The sequence below is a fragment of the Candidatus Gracilibacteria bacterium genome (assembly GCA_041658685.1).
Classification (GTDB): Bacteria; Patescibacteriota; Gracilibacteria; order UBA1369; family UBA12473; genus JBAZZS01.
In genome coordinates this window covers 35,052-56,129 of sequence record JBAZZS010000002.1, presented here as the reverse complement: position 1 = coordinate 56,129, position 21,078 = coordinate 35,052, and the positions used below count along the sequence as shown (strand labels likewise).

Annotated in this window: 18 protein-coding genes; 12 read left to right on the top strand and 6 right to left on the bottom strand. The window is 46.4% G+C overall.

Going from position 1 to position 21,078, the window contains the following annotated elements; translation table 25 throughout:
- Positions 1-53: 53 nt before the first annotated feature.
- On the top strand, positions 54-806 hold the full coding sequence (locus tag WC882_02720; protein ID MFA5842561.1) for a slipin family protein: 753 nt from the start codon (positions 54-56) through the stop codon (positions 804-806).
- A 4-nt stretch (positions 807-810) separates the two neighbouring features.
- Complete coding sequence (gene aroE / locus WC882_02715) at positions 811-1,602, top strand: shikimate dehydrogenase (GenBank protein MFA5842560.1); 792 nt, start codon at positions 811-813, stop codon at positions 1,600-1,602.
- An 896-nt stretch (positions 1,603-2,498) separates the two neighbouring features.
- On the opposite strand, the gene lspA is transcribed toward aroE, so the two are convergent.
- The gene (gene lspA, locus WC882_02710; GenBank protein ID MFA5842559.1) at positions 2,499-3,050 is read right to left on the bottom strand and encodes a signal peptidase II; all 552 of its coding nucleotides are present in this window, start codon (positions 3,048-3,050) and stop codon (positions 2,499-2,501) included.
- 62 nt (positions 3,051-3,112) lie between these two features.
- Here lspA and WC882_02705 point away from each other — a divergent pair, with 62 nt between their 5' ends.
- Genes WC882_02705 through WC882_02695 form a run of 3 tightly spaced genes read left to right on the top strand, consistent with a single transcriptional unit; the run spans position 3,113 to position 6,654 of the window.
- Positions 3,113-4,219 (top strand): hypothetical protein, encoded by a 1,107-nt coding sequence (locus WC882_02705; protein ID MFA5842558.1) that lies wholly within the window; start codon positions 3,113-3,115, stop codon positions 4,217-4,219.
- A gap of 10 nt (positions 4,220-4,229) precedes the next feature.
- Positions 4,230-5,501, top strand: coding sequence for a putative peptidoglycan glycosyltransferase FtsW (locus WC882_02700; GenBank protein MFA5842557.1), 1,272 nt, complete (start codon positions 4,230-4,232; stop codon positions 5,499-5,501).
- Positions 5,428-6,654, top strand: coding sequence for a UDP-N-acetylglucosamine--N-acetylmuramyl-(pentapeptide) pyrophosphoryl-undecaprenol N-acetylglucosamine transferase (locus WC882_02695; GenBank protein MFA5842556.1), 1,227 nt, complete (start codon positions 5,428-5,430; stop codon positions 6,652-6,654). Before WC882_02700 ends, WC882_02695 begins: the two co-directional genes overlap by 74 nt.
- A 50-nt stretch (positions 6,655-6,704) precedes the next feature.
- On the opposite strand, the gene WC882_02690 is transcribed toward WC882_02695, so the two are convergent.
- Both WC882_02690 and WC882_02685 read right to left on the bottom strand, forming a co-directional pair.
- Positions 6,705-7,625 (bottom strand): putative metal-binding motif-containing protein, encoded by a 921-nt coding sequence (locus WC882_02690; protein ID MFA5842555.1) that lies wholly within the window; start codon positions 7,623-7,625, stop codon positions 6,705-6,707.
- A gap of 77 nt (positions 7,626-7,702) precedes the next feature.
- Complete coding sequence (locus WC882_02685; GenBank protein MFA5842554.1) at positions 7,703-10,333, bottom strand: putative metal-binding motif-containing protein; 2,631 nt, start codon at positions 10,331-10,333, stop codon at positions 7,703-7,705.
- A 168-nt stretch (positions 10,334-10,501) separates the two neighbouring features.
- Between WC882_02685 and WC882_02680 the strand changes: the two genes are divergently transcribed.
- The 6 genes from WC882_02680 (at position 10,502) to WC882_02655 (ending at position 17,266) form a co-directional block, all read left to right on the top strand.
- Positions 10,502-12,781, top strand: coding sequence for a glycosyltransferase family 1 protein (locus WC882_02680; GenBank protein MFA5842553.1), 2,280 nt, complete (start codon positions 10,502-10,504; stop codon positions 12,779-12,781).
- A complete protein-coding gene (locus WC882_02675) occupies positions 12,703-13,353 on the top strand; it encodes a PH domain-containing protein (GenBank protein ID MFA5842552.1) in 651 nt (216 codons plus the stop codon). The genes WC882_02680 and WC882_02675 overlap by 79 nt, the downstream gene beginning before the upstream one ends.
- 110 nt (positions 13,354-13,463) lie before the next feature.
- Entirely contained in the window at positions 13,464-13,964 is a 501-nt protein-coding gene (locus tag WC882_02670; protein MFA5842551.1) for a hypothetical protein, read from the top strand.
- Between the two features lie 4 nt (positions 13,965-13,968).
- Entirely contained in the window at positions 13,969-15,462 is a 1,494-nt protein-coding gene (locus WC882_02665; GenBank protein ID MFA5842550.1) for a MiaB/RimO family radical SAM methylthiotransferase, read from the top strand.
- A 31-nt stretch (positions 15,463-15,493) separates the two neighbouring features.
- Positions 15,494-15,820: a hypothetical protein gene (locus WC882_02660; protein ID MFA5842549.1), complete on the top strand. Its 327-nt coding sequence runs from the start codon at positions 15,494-15,496 to the stop codon at positions 15,818-15,820.
- 102 nt (positions 15,821-15,922) lie between these two features.
- Positions 15,923-17,266, top strand: a complete 1,344-nt coding sequence (locus WC882_02655) for a hypothetical protein (GenBank protein ID MFA5842548.1) — start codon at positions 15,923-15,925, stop codon at positions 17,264-17,266.
- 18 nt (positions 17,267-17,284) lie between these two features.
- On the opposite strand, the gene WC882_02650 is transcribed toward WC882_02655, so the two are convergent.
- From WC882_02650 to WC882_02640, 3 genes are all read right to left on the bottom strand, one after another.
- Complete coding sequence (locus WC882_02650; protein ID MFA5842547.1) at positions 17,285-19,162, bottom strand: alanine--tRNA ligase; 1,878 nt, start codon at positions 19,160-19,162, stop codon at positions 17,285-17,287.
- A gap of 7 nt (positions 19,163-19,169) precedes the next feature.
- Positions 19,170-19,544 (bottom strand): hypothetical protein, encoded by a 375-nt coding sequence (locus WC882_02645; protein MFA5842546.1) that lies wholly within the window; start codon positions 19,542-19,544, stop codon positions 19,170-19,172.
- A 93-nt stretch (positions 19,545-19,637) separates the two neighbouring features.
- The gene (locus WC882_02640; GenBank protein MFA5842545.1) at positions 19,638-19,811 is read right to left on the bottom strand and encodes a hypothetical protein; all 174 of its coding nucleotides are present in this window, start codon (positions 19,809-19,811) and stop codon (positions 19,638-19,640) included.
- Positions 19,812-20,248: 437 nt separating this feature from the next.
- Here WC882_02640 and WC882_02635 point away from each other — a divergent pair, with 437 nt between their 5' ends.
- Positions 20,249-21,001: a helix-turn-helix domain-containing protein gene (locus WC882_02635; protein ID MFA5842544.1), complete on the top strand. Its 753-nt coding sequence runs from the start codon at positions 20,249-20,251 to the stop codon at positions 20,999-21,001.
- The last annotated feature ends 77 nt before the right edge of the window (positions 21,002-21,078 follow it).

The following is a 21,078-nucleotide window of genomic DNA, read 5'->3' as shown; positions in this document are numbered from 1 at the left end:
ACAAGGGTTGTTTATGGTAAACTATTGCCGATCTATTCTTTAATTTTTAATTTATGCCAGCAGCTATTGTTACCGTTGCATTCGTCATCCTCATCATTCTTTTGATCTCAATCCGACAGGTCAATGAGTATCAACGCGGTGTTAAATTCTCATTGGGAAAATATTCCGGAACCGTACTGCCGGGATGGCGCATCATTGTGCCGGTTTTCCAATCGTTGGTGCGTGTGGATATGCGTATCAAGGCCGTGGATGTCCCGAATCAAGAAACCATCACCAAGGACAATATTTCCGTGGGTATCAATGCCGTAATTTATTATAAAATTGCGGATTCGGCAAAAGCGATTTTACAGGTTGAAAATTTCTTTTACGCCACCAGCCAACTCGCACAAACCACGATGAGAAATGTGGTGGGATCCGTGACGCTCGATCATTTACTCCAAAACCGTGAAGAGCTGTCCGTCACGATTCAAACCATCATCGATAAAGAGACCGAAGCCTGGGGTATTGATGTTCAAGGCGTGGAATTGAAAGACATCATGATTCCGGACGACATGAAACGCACCATGGCCAAGGCCGCGGAAGCGGAACGAGAACGCCGAGCCGTCATTATTCAGGCCGAAGGAGAAGTCGCTGCTGCTGAAAATATTTCCAAAGCCGCCAAGATGTTGGCTTCTGCTCCGGGCGCACTTCACCTCAGAACCTTGCAATCCATCAATGATATTTCTTCCGATGCGTCCAACACCACGATATGGATGATCCCGGTTGAGACCTTGAAGGCGTTGGAGGGATTTGCGGTGAAGAAATAAATTTATGCCCCAACTCTTTGGCATCATCGCGCATCCGGTAGCTCATTCCTTGTCTCCGGCCATGCACAACGCCGCATTCAAAGCGCTTAAGATGGAGGCTCGGTTTGACGCATTCGATGTGTTGCCTGAGGATTTGGGCGAATTTATGAAAGAGCATCGAGAGTTGAAAGGCATGGCAGTGTCGATCCCGCACAAGGAAACCGTGGGCCACTATTTGGATGAAATTGACCCCATTGCGAGAGAAATTGGGGCCGTGAATACGGTGTATTGGAAAGGAGAAAAAAGATGCGGAACCAACACCGATGCCCCGGGTTTTTTGAGTGCGGTGAAGGAGGCGATGCCGGAATTGGAAGGAAAACGCGCCGTGGTTTTAGGAGCCGGAGGCGCGGCACGCGCCGTGGTGTGGGCCTTAAATAAAGAGGGGATGGGAGTGACGATTCTCAATCGAACCGTGGGAAAAGCAAAAGCTTTGGCTGAAGCATTTCATGTAAATGTTGCAAAAAATTGGGACGAAATCGGAGGGAAAATCGATCTTATCGTAAACACCACATCTGTGGGACTGGAGGGCCACGAAGAACCCGAACTCGTTCCGGCTCGTTATTTTCATTCGAATCAGGTTGTTTTTGATCTTGTTTATCGAAAAAAAGGAACCACGCGCTTGCTGGCCACGGCCCAATCCGTTGGCGCAAAAATCATCGATGGAAAAGCCATGCTTCTCTATCAGGGCGTGCTTCAATTCGAATGGTGGACCGGGGAAAAGGCGCCGGAGGAGGTGATGAGGGAATCGTTAGGATAATAAAAAAGAGAAGAAAAAATGCAAAATGAATGCAGGGGAGCGCACTTCGCTGCGCTGCGTGCGTGGGGGATAGGACACTTCGCTTCGCTCAGTGTCTGTTCTTCAAAAACGCGGCCCCACTCACATCTTTATGTGTTTCTTTGTCTTCTTCAATCGCGGTTTCTTCGGCTTCCGAAATCCAGCGCACATCGTCGCCATACGTCGTCCCGCTATTGAGGAAATCCACGCCATACCATTGATAAATCCAGCCGTATAAAATGCTGATCAATCCACTGAAAAGCCCGATGGAAAGCCACATCACCGGCAACGCCAACAACAGGAGCAGTAAAGGATTTCCGGAGCTCATTCCATACAAAAGAAAATAGATACCCCCACTCACCAAAACGGACAACATGGTGCTGTAAACCCCCACCAACGCGTAACGATGATTCGCAATAATTTCCAAAATCAATGCGCTCACAAACGCACTCACCACCACTTGCAACGCAGCCACGGACGCCAGCATTCCGAGATTAAGATCGAGCCCCGCCACAATCAAGTAAACCGGAGCCACGACAAACAAAATCATCACATTGGCAAAAAAGATTTGATACAAACTCGAGGCCACATTTGAATAATGCTCGCGATCGCCGAACCCCATAAACAAAGAGCCGAGCAAATTTGCGGTGGTGGATCCTAAAAAGATCATGGCCAAAAATATGAACACAAATAAGGGAGAAGGTGTGCCTCCCACTTCATCCAACGCCGTGGATAAGATCCCGGAACCCACCAAGGCAATCACAAAAATCACTCCGGCGCCCATAAGCCCGCCCCCCAACCCGCCCACAGTTCGCATCAAAATCGCGAACATCGAGACCGGACGAGGCCCGAGTTGGGGCTTGCCGGTTGCGGAGTCGCTATTCGCAGTGTCAGTTGCGGGTGTTTCAATGGGAGTTGTCGCAGCCGAATTTTCATCGTCGAGAAGGGACATCATGAGGAGGGAAAATCAAGGATAAAAAGAGGAGAAACAGTCCGATGCACAGCGCGGAATCCGCAATATTGAACGTGGGCCAGGGCCCGATGCGGATGAAATCCCGGACAAATCCAAGGGAAAATCGATCGATGAAATTGCCGAGAGCGCCGCCCAAAACAAGACTTATCATTATTGTAACAGAACAGCGCCTCAAATCCAGCTGGCGCAGGGCGTACACTAAAAATCCAACCATGAGAAGTGCGGTCAAAATAAGGAGAAAAATGCCTCCTACGGGCAGGCCAAATGCGATGCCGGTATTTTTTGAATAAATGAATTCAACTCCCGGGAAAAGAGTCACAGGTTGGACGCTGAACACGGTTTCCGCCACATGTTTGGTGAATAAATCCGTCCACAAAATCAGGAGCGAAAGGCTGGTGAGAACGAGGTAGGAGCATGGTTTTTTCAACATATCGTTAGCATAACGAGATTTTTCCAAAAATTCATAAAAAAAGAACGGTTAGGGTTGCCAGAAGATTATAAATATGCTAATATTAAGTCATGTTTAAACCACAGAGACTCATCTATCGGGAAATAAGACAAGCAACAAAGGAAGTTGTGACCGAGGGATTCCCAACGGCTATGCAGTATGCTTTAGAGCACCCCGTGGAAGCGGTCGGAGAAGCAGGAGAAGGAGTTAAAACCGTTATTGAAGGGACAAGGCAAGTCACGGAAGGAATTTTTAAGGGAGTTTGGGAGGGAGTTGTCGACACGGGATTGGATAAAGTTTTATGGCAAGATGTGGGCGCTGCCCCCAGAAGTGTGCTGGTGGAAGGAGCAAAATCGATCAAAGGCATGACTTGGGATACGGGAAAAAATATCTTTAAAGGCGAAGGAAAGAAAGCGGCCAAATCCTTTTTTAAAGATGGACTTTGGGGAGCCATTAAAACTCCTTTCAAAGCCTTAGGGAATGGACTCAAAGGGTTAGCCAATCTGGGACCGGATATAGTGATGGGGGGAGCTAAAACCATAGGTCATGTCGCAGGGATTAAAATGAATAAAGAAGGAGAATTTGAGCCTGGAAATCATGGAGTGATCCCGGCATTGGGTTCGATTCTTAAGGGCGCAGGGAAATTGTTAACCGCTCCATTTGGGAAACGATTGAAAGAATTTTCTATGAAACATAAAGATTCCCGTTTTGACACCTCGGTATTAGGAGAGAGGAGTTCTTCGCCTAAAGCTGAAAATGGACATGGGAGTGAAAAATCCAAAACTTGGTGGAACGATGGGGACGCGCATGAACGTGACGATAGTGGCTTAGCTCCGGTTGGGATAAGGGCTACCAGCGCTTTTGGGAACAAAGAAGGAGGCCATTTTCCTGCAAAAAATGCCCCAGCAGAAGGCGGTCATGCCAACCCCGTTAAGGCAGCGGATGCCCATGACGATGCATTCACAGCTGCCATGGCAGCTGCTCAAGCCTCAGCTCCTCACCCCGCCCCAGCTCTGGAAGTTGTCCAAGGTGGGAAATCAAGGGCGCATGGAGCTCAGGCACACGCAAAACCAAAAGCTCCGGAGACGCCACCCTCCGCCCCGACTCAACTTGCCGCCTGATTTTTCTTTGATCGACATCGCGTACAAATTGAGTTAAATTTGGGGAGGCTTTTTTAAGAATTCCCTCATGCCTCTCCTCCGCAAACGTCCCAAAACCGGCTTTTTTAATTTCATCAAATCTCCAACGCATCCCATCGATCACGTGTTGTTGATCGCGGTTTTTTCGTTGCTTATTTTCAGTCTAATCATGATCACGAGCATCGGGGTGCCCAAGTCGATTCAACTCACGGGTTCGGGTATCGATTATCCCAATTGCGGGAGTGATGGGGTGGATTGTTATTTGGTGCTTAAAAATCACGCCATGCGCATCGCGGTCGGGGTGTTGGTTTTTGTCGCTTTGCTTAAAGTTCATTATCAATTTTGGAGAAAAATTTCGACTCTTTTTTTTATGTTCGCTTTTTCATTGCTCGTCGCGGTCTTGATGTTCGGACATGATTACAATACGTTTGCGCGAAGTTGGCTTTCTCTCCCTCATATCCCGATGCTTCAATCCATTCAGCCCACGGAAATCGCCAAACTCGCGTTGATCTTTTATTTCGCTCATTGGTTTGACCGTAAAGAACGAGAAGGGGAAATTAAAGATTTCAGCAAGGGGTTCATCGCTTTTTGTATTGTGTCCGGGATTGTGATGGTGCCGGTGGTTCTACAGCCGGATTTAGGGTCCGCCATGGTCATTGCCGTGATTGCAGCGGGTATGTATTTTATCGCCGGAGCGAATTGGAGACATATTGTACTCGGAGTCACCATCACTTGTGTTTTTTCACTTGGAGCGATTGCAAGCATCGATCGTTTGCATGATCGATTTTCCGCTTATTTTAGTCCGGATGAAAAAGAGTGTGCGGAAAGTTATTGTTGGCAGTCCGAGCAAGCCAAAATTGCGGTGGGGAGCGGAGGGATTTGGGGCAGAGGGTTGACGCAAGGCATTCAAAAATCGTATTGGTTGCCTCAAGCTTCGGATGATTTTATTTTTGCCGCGTCCGCGGAAGAGATTGGATTTATTCGAACCATCCTTGTGGTTTTAGCGTACTGCATTATTTTATATCGCGGACTTCAAATCGCCGAAGAGGCCCCGGACAATTTCTCGAAATTCACCGCAGCCGGAATTACGATTTGGATCACGTTTCAGGCTTTTATCAACATCGCTGTCAACATCGCCATCCTTCCCGTCACCGGGATCACGCTTCCGTTTGTGAGTTATGGGGGGAGTTCCATGGTGATGTCTTTGGTGGGCGCAGCGGTGCTTCTTAATATTTCACAATACACCAATGCACGAGCTTCGCATCCTGTTAAGTGGCGGGGGCACGGCGGGTCACGTTTTGCCGCATATCGCCGTACTTAAGGCCTTGAAGAAAATCGGGGAGGAGAAGTTGACTCGAAAAACTCGAGAGGGAAAAGTGAAATCATCGGCCGCCGAAAAAGTGGCGGAAGTGCTTTTGGAATGTGCGAAAAAAGCCAAAATTCTTCATCCGCCATCCGTCGAGCAAGGGAAAATTTTTCTATACATCGGCTCTAAAACCGGCCCTGAAAAAGCGTTGGCTGAGCAATGGGGGATCCCGTATCAAGCCATTGCCACCGGAAAATGGCGTCGATATCTCGACTTTGAGAATATTTTATTGAATGTGCGTGATCTCGTTCGAATTAAAATCGGTGTTTTTCAGGCGATTTTTGCGGTGAGACGGTTTAAGCCGGACGTAATTTTTAGTAAGGGCGGGTACGTGTCGGTCCCGGTGCTCTTTGCAGGGTGGTTGTTGCGAGTGCCTATTGTGATTCATGATTCGGACGCAATCCCGGGAATGACCACGCGAATTGTGGCGCGCTTTGCAACAAAGATTTGTCTTGGTTATAAAGAGGCGGCGGATTATTTTAAAGGTGAAAAAATGAAGGCGAAAATTGTGGTGACTGGGGTCCCGATCCGAGAAGAAATAGTGAAAGGAACGCGAGCGCAAGGATTAAAAAAGTCCGGATTAAAAGGGGCAAAGCCCATTGTGCTAATCATGGGAGGGAGCCTCGGGGCAGAACGCATCAATGTTGCGGTGAGAGAGGCGTTGCCGGAATTATTGAAAAAAGTGGAAATTTTACACATCACGGGAAAAGGAAAAATGGATTCCTTGATCAAGCCGGAGAATGACAAGTCAAGCCGGCTCAATAAGGTTAAAAACGAGGTCGGCGACAGGGAAAATACGGCCAAGGGAGCCGGAAAGTCCGGCTATCGCCAAATCGAATACGCAAACGAAGACCTCGCGGATTTTTATGCCATGAGCGACTTGATCGTGAGCCGGGCCGGAGCCAACTCCATTGCCGAAATCGAGGCGCTTCACAAACCCTGCATCCTCATCCCTCTCGGAGGAAAAGTGAGCCACGGCGACCAAGCCGCCAATGCCGCGATCATGAGAAAACGGGGGAAATGTTGGGTGATTGAGGATGAGGAGCTGAGTGGGGAAAAGTTATTGGGGGCCGCTCGCTCTTTTTGTTGAAAAGCCAGAAAGAATTAAAAAAAGCCCTTTGATTAGAAGAGCTTTTTAATGGTTTTATGAGTTTTTAATTATTTTTCCTCGGGCATAACTGCGACACAAGAAACGACTCCATCCCTCCCCGGGTTAAGATTGTCCGGATAACCTTGCCCAAGAGAGATAGTCGTAGTGGGTGCATAATAAGTCCCATGAGGAGAGAGAGATGTATAGTTGGTTCCATAGGAATCATTTATGCTTGCTACGTAACCTTCATTTCCAAAGTATTGTCCGACACAATCTTGAGTGGCTTCAATGTTAGTGAAAACAAGAGTTTTAGGATCCAATTTGTCGAGGGAAACCGGAACTCCGGCGCATTCCATCCATTCCCAGCCTCGGGCAAATTCAGCTTGATCAAATCCGGCCAATTGGCAAATAGAGTTAGGAGTGACTGCTTGTTGGTCTTCTCCTGTCCCAACAAAGTAAATTCCTTCGCGATCATAAGAAATATCTGTCACAGGGCCAATGCTTCCGTATTGGGCACTCATATTAAAGAGCACATCACAATCGGAGACATTATTTAGATTGGAATCGTCACAATCCGTGCCGCCATAAAGAGAGGATTCAGCTCCATCTCCATCCGCGTCATTGTCATTGGATCCATTGCAGTCCTGATCAACGCCGTTATAAAAAGTTTCAGGGGCAGCAGGGTTGATGTCAGGATTTTGATCATTACAATCTCCTTCATTGGGATTGAATCCATCGTGATCCTTGTCATAAAAATTAGGATCAAATTCTCCTGCAGTGTCTTCGCCTTTAGGCGAGACACTGGATCTTTCACAGCCCATCATGTTAGGAAGAACGAATGTTAATCCGGTGAGTAAAATTGCATTGCGCATAGGGCCGATGATGGTCTTGGTAGCACGGGAAAAGAGGGAATTGTCAGGGCCAACGCTTCTGGGGACCTCTGTAGAGAGGGAATTTTGATCAAGTCCGGTTTGGGGGGTAGATCTCATAAAGTAAAGTTTTTAAGAACTAAGGGTATTAATTTAAACACACTAAATAAAAATTGTCAAGGATTGTAGTGATTTTTTTAAAAGCGGCAAGCTTCAACCCCGATCACTGTGGGATTATGAGTTAAAGCTTCTGCAGTTAATGATGTTCCATAACAATCCGTGAGAGCAGAAATGGAAGCTCCATATCCGCCCAACGCAGCTAAAGTAACATTTTCACAACCCGGATAAGCGGCGACATCCGTTTCTAAGGTTAATCCATAAACATCAAATGTTGCCGGAGTGGAATCGAACCAAGTATAGGAGGCATTATCAAGCGTCCCCTCAAGGTAGTCGCAGCCCGCACCCACATAACTATCAAGCCCTTCATAGGCAACAAGGACACGGCCTCCTTCAGAATCCATGACATAAACGCCGCCTTCTGTTCCATAATTATAACCCACTTGTTGAATAGCGGTTTCGCATGCTTCTCCAGCAGAGGTTTCTTCTTCCCCGGAACAATCGTTGTCAAATCCGTCGCAGGTTGCGCCTTCGACTTCACCGGGATTGACCTTGTCATTGGCGTCATCGCAGTCGTCAGCATTGTCTGTGTAACCAGCAGGTTCGTCACAGGCCAAAGTCGAGAGTTCCGAATCTCCAAATCCATCCTCGTCGATATCAGAGAACCATTCCGAAGTATCCGTGGCATTGTTGTCGACTTCTCCATCACAGTTTTGGTCAACACCATCGCAGGTTTCTTCGGCATCAGGGTGGACCGTGGATAGGGTATCGTCACAATCCGTGGCATTGGTGACATAGCCGCTCACATCAGAACAGGATGTTGTGGAAGTGGAAGCATTTCCATAAGTATCGGAATCAGCATCGCGATACAACGTGTCGGCATCCACCGCACTGGCTTCATCCGTGGTTCCATCGCAGTCATTGTCCACGTCATCGCAACGTTCGGAAGCGGCGGGATTAATGGTTGCATCGGCATCATTACAGTCCGTAGCATCGGCAACATAATTGATCGGTTGATTACAAGACGGGGTTGAAACAGCAGCGTTTCCGAAGGTATCGCTGTCGGTATCTTGATACCAAGTGTCGGCATCGATAGCAGAAGATTCATCGACAGTTCCATCGCAGTCATTATCGAGCTCATCACAGACTTCCGCAGCTCCGGGATTAACCGTGGCGCGACCATCATCACAATCACTGGAATCCGCCACATAGCCGGCGGGAGCAGAACAAGCTTCTTCAGAGCTTGCAGGATTACCGTATGTATCGGAATCGGCGTCGCGATAAAAAGTCAAAGCATCCACAGCAGTCGGTTCATCGGTGACACCATTACAGTCATTGTCTGCCCCATCGCAATATTCCGTAGCACCGGGGTTAACTGCGGCATCGGTGTCGTCGCAATCGCTGGAGTCGGCAACATAGTCAGCAGGTTGATAGCAATCCCTTTGTGAGGCAGCAGCATTTCCGAAACCATCGGAATCCGTATCCTGATACCAGGTGGAAGCATCCGTTGAATCGGGTTCATCCGTATCGGCGTCGCAATCATTATTTACTCCATCGCAAATTTCAGTGGCTCCGGGGTTGATGGCAGAGGCATCGTCGTTACAGTCCCCGTCCGTTGTAACATAACCTTCAGGGCGTTCTTCACAGACCATTTTAGATTGAGTATCTGTGGAAGTTCCGTAGCCATCTTCATCCGTATCTTTAAAGTAAGTGACTGTATCGGTATCATCCGCGTATCCATCACAGTCATCGTCGACTCCATTGCAGGATTCGATCGCACCGGGGTGGACCGTGTTATTGGTGTCATCACAGTCTCCATCCGTATCAACATAACTCACTCCAGTCACAGGGTCGGCGGGTTGAGTGCATTGGCGGGTCGTGGTTTCATCCGTGCCAGATCCATCAGAATCTTTATCAAGATACCAAATAGGAGCATCAACGGAATCGGTCGGATCCACATCGCCATCGCAGTTATCGTCTATCCCATTACAATATTCATCGGCTGCGGGATTGGTTTCGGTTCGAGCATCATCGCAATCCGTGGCATTGGCAACAAAGCCAGAAGGAGCGGAACAAGCCTGTTGAGTCACAGAAGCATCTCCATAAGTATCCGCATCCGCATCACGATAAAAAGTGGCGGCATCGGCGGCGGTAGTTTCGTCAGTGACCGCGTCGCAGTTATTGTCGATTCCATCGCACATTTCCGTGGCAGCAGGGTTAACCGTGGCCTCAGTATCATTGCAGTCTGTGGCAAAATTAGCAGTTGTCGTTCCTGTGGGTTGTGCGCAAGCTCGTACCGGGCTATTGAGATCGCCAAAGCTGTCTCCATCTCCATCCGTATAAAAAGTTTTAGCATCGGCCGCATTTGCTTCATCAACAACGCCGTCGCAATTATTATCCACTCCATCGCAAAGTTCAGTGGCTCCGGGGTAAACATGAGCGTCCTCATCATTACAATCTGACTCAGAGGCAGTGCCTCCCAGGTTCGTAAATCCATCTCCGTCTAAATCTTGAATTTCCACCCCAGAATCAGTGGTGCCAGTATTTTTGTCGTTGTTTGCACATCCAGTAGCACTAAAAAGAGCAGTTGCAAGGAGAGCATTACGAGCAAAAGAGTTAACGCTAGAGCTAGAAGGGGAAGAAACCTCCGCTGAGGTGGGTGCACTAGGGGTTTGCTCTTCAGTGAAAAATCTTTTGAATGAGTCGAACATAGATATATATTTTTAAAAAATAGTGAGTTGAAACCTTTGCCAAAAAGGCGAAAGGTGGTCACAGTAACATTATAAAAAGGATTCTGTCAAGTATATTTTTGTTTTTTGGCTAACACATCAAAAAAAACCTGTATTATGAATGTGTAAAATTAAAATCTCTCATACCTTATGAAGATCGGCATCAATGGTAGATTTCTCACGCTGCCTTACACCGGTATCGGCCAATACACCGCTCACTTGCTTTACGCGCTTGCCGAGCAAGATTCGTCGGTGGAATATGTGGTGGCGATCCCATCCAATCTTCCTGCCTTAGAGAAAAAACTTTCGTCTTTTTCCAAAAACGTCCGTCTCGTCCTTCTTCCTGAAAAGAAATTCATCCCCGCTTGTCTTCGCAAATTCATTTGGGAACAAATTCAAGTCCCGCGCCTTTTTAAAAAAGAAAAAGTCGATCTCGCGCATTATCCGTATCCGGCCAATCCGCGCTTTCCGGGATGCAACGCACCTAAAACGGTTGTCACCGTGCACGACGTGATCCCCTGGACCAACCCCAAGCATTATCAGCCCCGTTTACGTTCGCGTTTTTTTCAATCGTATATGAAAAAAGCTCTGCCTAAAGCCGATCATCTGATTTGCGTGTCGCAAACCACGGCCATGGCGCTCAGCGATCATATCCAATACCCGTGGGGAAAAATCACTATGATTCACGAGGCTGCGAGCCCGATTTTTACCCAAAATAAGCCCACAAAACGTCCTTTCAAAAATCCTTACCTCCTTTATATAGGCGGTTACGACATTCGAAAAAACGTCCTTCGCATGGTTGAAGCCTACAATTCTTATGTGGCGCCAACGACCCCTATAGACCTCGTTTTGGTTGGGGCAAAAAAACTGGATAATCCTTATTATACCGAGCTCAAAAGCTTGCGCGAAATTCTCGAAGCGCCTACAATTAAAAAACCGTCGAATCCTTTGCTCGGGAAAATTCGGACCACCGATTATCTTTCCCCCGAAACGCTCGCTCAATACCTCCAAAACGCTTTGGGATTTGTGAATTTTTCCCTTGAAGAAGGGTTCAATCTTCCGCTCCTTGAAGCCGCCGCAGTTGGCACGCCGATCCTAACCTCGGATATCGCCATCCATCGAGAAATCCTGGGGGAAAACGCGCTTTTTTGCGACCCCAAAAACATCAAATCCATGGGCGAAACCCTGGCCCATTTCGTCCGCGACTCAGCCTTGCAGGAACGCTTGAGCCAAGCTTCTTACAATCTTAACTCTCATTATTCATGGGAGCGCGCGGCAAAAGAAACCCTGGCGCTGTATCGCCAACTGTCACTTTGAGCCTGTCGAGCGGGGGACCTCAAGAAAAAGCTTCGCATTTTCTCCTCTTTAGGCATTCGTACATTGATCATTCCCCTTATGGCTCCCATTCTCGCCCTCATTGCCGGAACCGCGGCTCTTGTGTCGTTTGGGTTTTGCGTGGTTTCCATTCGTCGGCTGTATTCGTACATTCAAGCGCACCGTTTTGAGGAATCTCAATACACCCTTTTGTTAGGCATCGTTCATTTGCATTGGATCGTTGGACTGTATTTGATCGTTACCTTGAGTATGAGCCTTGCGCTCGCGATTTTTTTTATTCCCGATCTACTGTGACCCCTTTTTATGGAAATTTTATTGATCGAAGAGCTCGACAATACGGATCGTCACTTCCAAGGTCAGCAAAAGAATGAGGAGGTGAAAAATTTTACACGCAAACATCCGGTGGTGCTTTTGCCGTTTATTGGAGTGTGTTTGGTGCTGTCGGTTTCATTGATTTTGGTGTTGATTTCATTATTTTCCGCCGGAGAGGCGAGGGGCAGCCTTCTTTTTAAAAGCATTTTTTTAATCGCCGCCATTTTTTTGATCCTTTTGACCCATTTCTTTTTTATACGGCTGCTCAATTATTATTTTGAAATCGTTATTTTAACCAATTATCGAGTCATCAATATGAAAAAAACAATATTTATTTGTAATGATAAAGAAATTGTGGACTTGCATGAAATTCAAGACATCAAAAAACATCAGGCCGGGGTTTGGCCGAATTTGTTGAATTACGGCGATTTGCTCGTGACCGTATCCACCACCAGTGCTTCGATGATCTTGCGTGACCTTCCTCATCCCGAGTACTATTTCAATCAGATCAATCATGCTAAACGCGGTTATATTTTGGAGCGGGGTAAAGAAAAAAGAGGAGTCAAACCTTTGCCACGGCAATATCAAGCGCTTCCGAGTCCCACTCACCACTCACGTAGCGATAGCGAAGTGAGCTCCCCCCAGACACGAACGAAGTGAGTGTCCGAACCCCCTAACTTTTACATACTAAATACTATTTCCCCATGCTTCCACGATTTCCCGGACAAAAAGAAAACGAGATCGTCAAACATCTCATCTCTAAACATTGGATTGTGTACGTAAAATTAGTGTTGTTTATGGTCCTCACCGTAGGGACGTTGGCTGGGATTTATGCGTGGTTGGAATTGGGACTGGATATCACTCCGAATACGGCCAAGCTGGTAACGATTTTCTTTTTACTTGGCTTAGATTTTGCCTTATTGGTGACCTTTATTCGATGGCTTGAAGACGAAATCGACATCATCATTGTGACCAACGAGCGCATGATTTTCGTGAATCAGATTTCTTTTATGCACCGAGTGATTTCCGAAACCGAGTTGTCTCAAATTCAAGATGTAAAACATGTATCAAAAGGGATCTTGAGTAATTTGTTTAATTTCGGATCGTTGATGGTGCAGACCGCAGCGGAAAAAATATTATTTGAAATTCATCATGTGAAAGATCCGTACAACATTGCGCGTCGCATTATGGATTTGGCCAATCAATACAAGCGCGATTTTGCGTTTGGGAAAACCGGGGGAGGGAAAGCGCAGTTGAAACAAGAAGAAAAACCAGGAGAACCGACGCCAACTCCAATCCCGGCTTCAACCGACAAGGAGGACTTAACCGCCTCAGGGGAGACGTTTGTGCAATAAGGCACGCAGTCCCGCCAAAGGCGGACGAAGTGCCCGCATTTTGTATTTTTATTTATTTTGAATTTCGATATTCTGATTTTGTATTTGTTTAGTATTTCGAACTTAACTCTATGCCAAAACTTCTCATTCTCCTCATCGCCCTGGTTATTCTCATCATCCTTGGTCTTGCCTGGGTCCTCGACCATCTTTTGGTCCAAGCCAAAAAGATTCGTATTGTGGAAGAGGAATTGGTTGCAAAAATGGCGCATCGCCGGGATATCGTTCCTTATCTTATTGAGAGTTATCTCGGGGTTGAAAAAACGCCGTCGCCACAGATTGAAAAAGTGATTGAAAAACGCGAAGCCGCGCGCCAAGCGAAAGGATTTCGTACGGTTTGGGAAAAAGAGCAAGATCTCGAAGAAGCGCTGGTTGAGTTGTTCGATAATGTAAAAGCCGGGACGTCGGTGGCGCAAGATATGGGTTGGCTCGAATCGCGCACCGACATTGAAAACGAATGGAAAGCACTCGATGAATTGGAAAAACATTTATGCGAAAACACAAAAATCCTCCGTGCACGCCTGCATCGATTTCCGTTTGTGATGTTTAAGGGGATCGTGGAAGGGAAATTTTAACTTTATGCTTTATTTTCTCCATACCTTCGGTTGCCAAATGAACGCCTCGGACTCCGAGCGCCTCACTGCCGTGCTCGAAGGTCTGGGATACAAACCGGCCATCGATGAAAACAAAGCGGATTTGATTCTTTTCAACACGTGCTCGATTCGTAAAAAAGCCGAAGACAGAGTGTATAGCAAATTGAGCGATCTCAAAGCTCTCAAAAAAAAGAATCCAAAACTTCTCATCGGTGTCACCGGGTGCATGACGCGATCGTCCGGAATTCGTAATTCAAAAGCAAAACCCAGAGATCCGCTTTTCCGCATTAAGATGATCGATTTTGTATTTCGCATCGATGACCTCGCCCGACTCGGTGAGTTGTTAAAAGAAGCGCAACCTTCGCTTAAATTAAAGCTTGAAAAAGGCGTTGAAGCGGCCAAAAAAGATTATTTCACCATTGCGCCCAAGCGCGTGTCTGCGGCGCAGGCGTGGATCCCGATTCAGACCGGGTGCGACAAATTTTGCACGTATTGCATTGTGCCGTTCAGCCGCCGCCGAGAGCACAGCCGCCCCATGGACGAAGTGCTGGTCGAGTGCAAAGAAGCGGTGAAAAAAGGAGCTACTGAAATTGTATTGCTCGGTCAAACCGTGGACTCGTACGGGCTCAGCGTGGCGGATAAATTGAGCGGTCATTTTCCTCAGCACACCGGGATTCCGAACGTGGTGTTCAACAGTCAGATTTTCGGAAAAGGAAAGAATGCGATGGCCTCTTCTCGCGCCGTAAAAAAACTCGAAAAAACCGAGCGCCCTTTCCTCACCCTGCTTCGCGAAATTGACAAACTTCACAAAAACGGACTTCGACGTTTGCGATTTTTGTCGCCGCACCCGCATGATTTTTGCGAAGAATTGGTGCGATTGCACAAGGAGCTCAAGACGCTTCAGCCCTATTTTCATTTGCCTGTTCAGGCCGGGAGCGATGCGGTGCTCAAGGCCATGCGCCGCACCTACACAGCTTCGCATTATTTGAATTTGATCGACATGATTCGCAAGTATTTGCCCGATGCCGCGATTTCGACCGACATCATTGTGGGATTTCCGGGCGAGACTGAGGCGGATTTCAAAAAAACCTGCACCCTGGCCAAAAAAGTGAAGTGGGACATGGTGTATTTAGCCATGTTTTCTCCGCGCAAAGGCACGTATGCGGAAAAGCACCTCAAGGATGATGTGTTGTTTGAGGAGAAAAAGCGTCGCTTCGCCGTATTGAATGAAATTTTAAAAAAGGGGATGGCCGCGCGAAATAAACCTTATCTTGGTCAAGTCGTGGAGGTGTTGGTGGAAAAGCAAAAAGGAGATCGCTATTCGGGAAGGACGCCACATTTTAAGGAGGTGTTTTTTACTAAAAAATCCGTAAAAAATTGTAAAAGTCTCATCGGATCTTACGTTCGCGTCAAAATCACAAAAATCGAGTCGTTTTATCTGGAGGGAGCAAAAGTTTGAAATTTAAAAATTTTATGGTAATTTAACCTCCTTTTTAAATAACCAATTCACTATGGAAGAATGGAGGGAAAGAAAAGAAGAGAAAAGCCCCCCCCCTACGCCAGATCCAGTGCCAATGGCTCAAGCGCCAAGAATAGAAATTCCAGAGAATTGGACAATAGGAGAACTTTCCAACATAACATATGAAGGAAAGCCCGCGGATAAATGCAGAATTGGAGAGCTTAGGTGTTTACATATTGGGAACAGTGCTAATACAAAAAATGATGAAAACACGATATCCTTAAGCCCCAAAGAAGGATTTACGGCAGATTCTTTAAAAAGAAAATTAGAAGTTATATTAGATATTGGTGTTTATACCTTTGAGGCAACCTTTGTCTAAATAGCCGGCAAAAATTTTCAAACAAGAGAACAGGACCTTTTAATATAGGGGATTTTATGATATAATTTAAAGATTTGTAAATTTCATCACTCATCCCCTCCCATGCCTCTCGAGAACAGAACCATGCCCTCGGGCCAAGAAGTGATTCTCCCAAAAGGGGATTCTCCGGATCGCTACAAAAATCTCACTCCCGAAGAGCGCGATCAGGTTTATAAAAGTTTACTCGAGCTTTCGGGCGATTTGGGTGAAAAGGCGCGAACGGATTTGGAGGAGGATATTTGGGAAGGGTTGGCTTCTCCGAAATTGAATTATAGTCTCAAAAAGAAAGAAGCGGAATTGAACGGCATGCCGGTGAGTCAGGCGATTTTGGATGCCATGAATCAACAATTCGCGGATAAGGGGTTGGGTGCCCGCACGCCGGAACAAGTGATGTTTTATTGTTTGAATTATTTGCAAAACGCCTCTGAAAATCGGCAGGGAGACAAAGCGATTGGGGCGAGCAATATGGATAAAGTGGAACCTGGGGAATATGTCGAAATTTTTGAACAGGACGGGCGATGGAAATTGAAAGTCCTGGCCGACGACGGCGAAACCGTGAGAATGGAAGGGTTTTTATTTCCGCCAAAACCGGAGCCAAAAGCCAAAAATAAACCCGAGGCAACTTCCCCCGAAATTAAAGAGACTGAAAAAATCCAAGGAAATCCAACCAATGCCGAAGTCAAAGAAGAATCGTCAAAGGACGAGACAAAAATCATCAATAACGGGGAAAAACTTGAAACGAAACCTCCGGTCGTCGAATCCACGGAAACTAAAGTGACGGTCAGGGAAATCAAACCCACACTTGACGACAGAACCTATTCTTTGCTCGCGGACATGATGATGTCAAAAATTCCTCCGGAGATGACCCCTGAAATGGAAAAAATGGGATTGGGGCGTGATGGTTTTGAAAAAATGTTTCGAGCCATGCCCGGGGCGGGGGATATTTTGAGAAAAGCTGAATTGACTATGCCTGATAAAAAAATGGAAGAGATTACTGATGAACAAGTGGCTGCGTACCGATTGCGCGCTCAAAGTTTCAGAAAAGATCTTGTGAAACGCGAGCCGCGCTTAGAGCCCATGAATCAATTTTTTGACGTGATCATTCCTATCTTAAAAGAAGAAATCAAAGGCGTGGATTTATCTAGAATCAATAGCACAAAAGACCTCGAAAATATCGGCAAGCAAATTGGGCCTCGATTGATTGAAAAATTACAACCCTACGAATCCACATTTGATGAGAAAAAAGTGGAAGATTTGATGAAAACCGGGGACATGGAAGTCATTTTGGCTTTCTTTTCCTCAGGAATTCAAGAAATTTCCCTCATCGGCATGGAGCATGTGAACAAAGATCCTGAGAACTTCAAAAGATTGATGAAAATTTTGGAAGAGGAGTCGGTGGTGGGATAAAGAAAATCCGCCACTCCGCTAAGCTTCTTGCCCCGCCATCTCCACCTTTTCCGGCCCGCCACTCACGGTCGCCTTGATCCGGCGCACTCCGGAGCTCGAGGATTCTTCTTTGAGAATTTTAAACGTACCCAACAATCCCGTGTGAGCCACATGCGGGCCTCCGCAAATTTCAATCGATGTGTCGCCAATCGAGTAAACCTTGATTTTTTCATCATATTTGGACGGGAAAACCCCGATCGCCTTGCAACATTTGGCATCATCAAGAGTCATCACTTTAAACGAAATCGGCAAATCTTTTTGGATCAATTCATTCACTCGCGCCTCCACGGCTTTCACCTGTTCAGGCGTCATTTTGGCCGAATGCGTGAAGTCAAAACGCAACCGTTCAGGCGTGATGTTGGACCCCATTTGGTACACGTGATCGCCCAATACTTCTCGCAACACGAATTGGAGCAAATGAGTGGAAGTGTGCAATTTTACGGTTTGGTCGCTCGCGTCCGCCATGCCTCCGGCAAATTTTTGCGAAGCGCCGGAGCGCGATTTATCTTGATGCGCCTTAAAACAGGTTTCATACGCTGCGGCATCCACGGTCAGCCCGTGTTCCTTGGCCAAATCCTTGGTCATTTCGAGCGGAAAACCATACGTGTCATACAAATGAAACGCGGCCTCCCCGGAAAGAATCGTTGATCCTCCGAGTTTGAGTTTTTCCGCGGTTTTCACAAATTCACGTTCCCCGGAAACCAGCGTGGTCCTAAATTGAGATTCTTCTTTTTGCAGTTGAGCGCGAATGAAATCTTTGGAACGCACCAATTCCGGATAAATTTCTCCATAATGCTCGATAATCGTGTCCGCCAACAGGGGAGTGAAGAAATCCTCAATCCCGAGCTTCATCCCGTGCCGAATCGCACGTCGAATCAATCGACGGAGCACATACCCCTGATCCGTATTGGAAGGCCGCACGGCCCGAGGATCTGCGAGCAAGAAAACCGACCCGCGCAAATGATCCGCGATAATTCGAAAAGACACTTTTTCAGGTTCGGAAAGGGTATCCAATGATTTTCTCGAAAACTCTGCAATTTTTGCCATGATTGGCGCGAATAAGTCGGTTTCAAAAATCGTCTCAACGCCTTGCAACATCAATGTTGCGCGCTCCAACCCCATACCGGTGTCGACGTTTTGTTGTTTCAAGGGTTCAAATTTTCCTTCAGTATTCTTGTTGTATTGCATGAAAACATCGTTCCAAATTTCAACGAATTTTCCGCAATCGCACGCCGGCGAACACTCGGGCGAACACGCCGGAATGTCGCGTTCAAAAAACATTTCCGAGTCCGGTCCGCACGGTCCGGTTTGTCCGGCCGGGCCCCACCAATTTTCTTTTTTTCCGAAAAAATAAATGAGTTTTTTCTCCTTCAATCGATCGCTTTCGGGCACAGAATCCGAGCGTCGAAATCCGAGCGCTTCCCACGCTTGAGCCGCGTCTTCATCTTTTGGCGCATCTTGATCTCCGGCAAAACATGTCACATGCAAACGATTGGGGTCGAATCCGATTCCGCCTTTTTCTATTGGGGACGTCAAAAATTCATAACTCCATGCAATCGCTTCTTTTTTAAAATAATCACCCAAAGACCAGTTGCCCAACATTTCAAAAAACGTGAGATGCGTGGTGTCGCCGACCTCGTCGATATCATCGGTGCGCAGGCACTTTTGCACATCCGTGAGCCGTTTGCCTTGCGGGTGCGCCTCGCCAAGCAGGTACGGCACGAGCGGGTGCATGCCTGCGGTAGTAAACAGCACGGTCGGGTCATTTTCCGGAATAATCGAGGCCCCGGAAATCTCCGCATGCCCGTGCTTTTTAAAGAATTCAATGAATTGTCGTCGAAGTTGTTTGGAATTCATGAGTATTTTATACGCGAAAAACGCTTGAAATTCAATCCGTTCAATCTTCAGAAAAAACTTCAGCTTCTCTAACCCAAGCCATTAGGGTTGAACGAATCAAGGATTCATCACCTCCAAAACGCTTCAATAAAAATGATTTCAATTCCTCTCTTAACATCTTGTCACTTTGACGTATACATTCTTTTGAAAGGCCAAATTGATTCCCTAAATCTGATAAAGAGGCGGGAGTGGCACTGTGTAATCTTTGATCCCAAATCGCTCGATCTCTCTCGTCCCTTAATTGTGTCCTAAATTCAAAGATCGCCTGACTGATTTCTTGCGTGGCGATAGCATCTTCAGGATGATCTTTACCCCTTGAAAGGTCAGGAAGGAAGGCTTGCAAGGGGGTTGAGCTGTTGGCATTTTTTAGAGGGGCCTCTAACGATTCAGCCGATGATACTCTGGCGGCTCGAAGTCCTTCAAGCGCCTCTCGAATTTAGAGAATTTTATACTTATCGGTACGATTCTCCATTTTTCCATGATTGGTTCTAGATCGAACCCTTCGCGTTACTTTAATGACAGTCTCAGGGTTTTGATCCGGGGCATCAGCGAGAGCCTCAAGAAATTCTTCTTCGTGCCCCGCGACATCTCGAGAAGCCCTTGTTCTCATTGTTTCGACATACAATGGATTTAGAGGGAGTTGTCCTGTCCTGAAACATTCATTTAAGAAAGCGTGGAATCGATTCTTAATAAATGTAGGGAGTGAATAATTTTTATTGTATGTCCCTATATTTACAATACAGTGAAGGATAAGTGTTTCAGCCAAAAAACTAATCCAATACGCATCCCCGTGATGAATGCAATAAGCTCTCCGAGAGGATCGTATTAACCTATAAGCAAAACCGATATGTTTAAATAACTCATTAGGATCGATGGAGATAGGTAGGGCCTCTGACCGCTCGGTTTCGTCTAAAAAAAATGGCAATTCATTCGACATAATCTTTAAATTTAGTTCTTAGAATAAAACAATTGGCAAGGGGGTATTTTTGACCCAAAATAGAAAGAATGTCAATTTGACATTTTCTAAAAATATGATTAAATGCAAGTATGCGCATTAAAGCTTATCTCAAACAGGTGTTTTCAACCCTTGGCCTTACCGAGGGCGAAGCCGATATCATGGCCGCTTTATTGAAGAAACCGGGGAGTGATGCGAACGCACTCAAGTCAAAATTGGGCTTCAGTACAGCCGGTACCTACAAGATTTTGGGTGCGCTTTCTGAAAAAGGTTACATCAAGCCTTCTCAAGAAAAGACTCCGCTCACGTTCACGCCGATCCCACTCGGGAAACTCGCTCAAACCTTTGAACGCAACAGTCGCCACTTGCAACGCACGGCTCAAAAATTGAAAGAGCTCAACACACTCTCTGCTTTGCCGGAGCATGTGGAAATTTATGAACAGGATGAGCTCACGGATTTTTATCTCAATATTCCCTACAAACTCAACGATTTTATTTGGTGCGTGGGATCTTTTGAGGCGGTGATGAAATTTTTTGGCCCCGGAATTGAAAAAGAATTCATTAAGAAACGAGTGAAAAAAGGGATTCAAGCCGATGCGATTATTTTTGACAATTCTTCTTTTTCAAAAGAATTGGCTGGTCGCGATGGCGGGGAAAAAAGGGAAACCAAATTCATCCAAAACGGAGAATACCCGCTTGAATTCAGTTATTTGTTTGGAGACACGTATCTTTCCTTTTATAAAGATGCGGAAGGAAAAATTAAAATGGTGAAAACCGAGGCCCCGGAAGTGGCAAAGGCCAAAATGATTCAATACCAACGTTTGTGGAATTCCACTTTGGCGTAGAATCAAGAAGAGCGATTTTAAATCTGTAAAAACCTTGGATGAAGGCGATTTTTGTCGAAAAATAAACAAATTTAAAA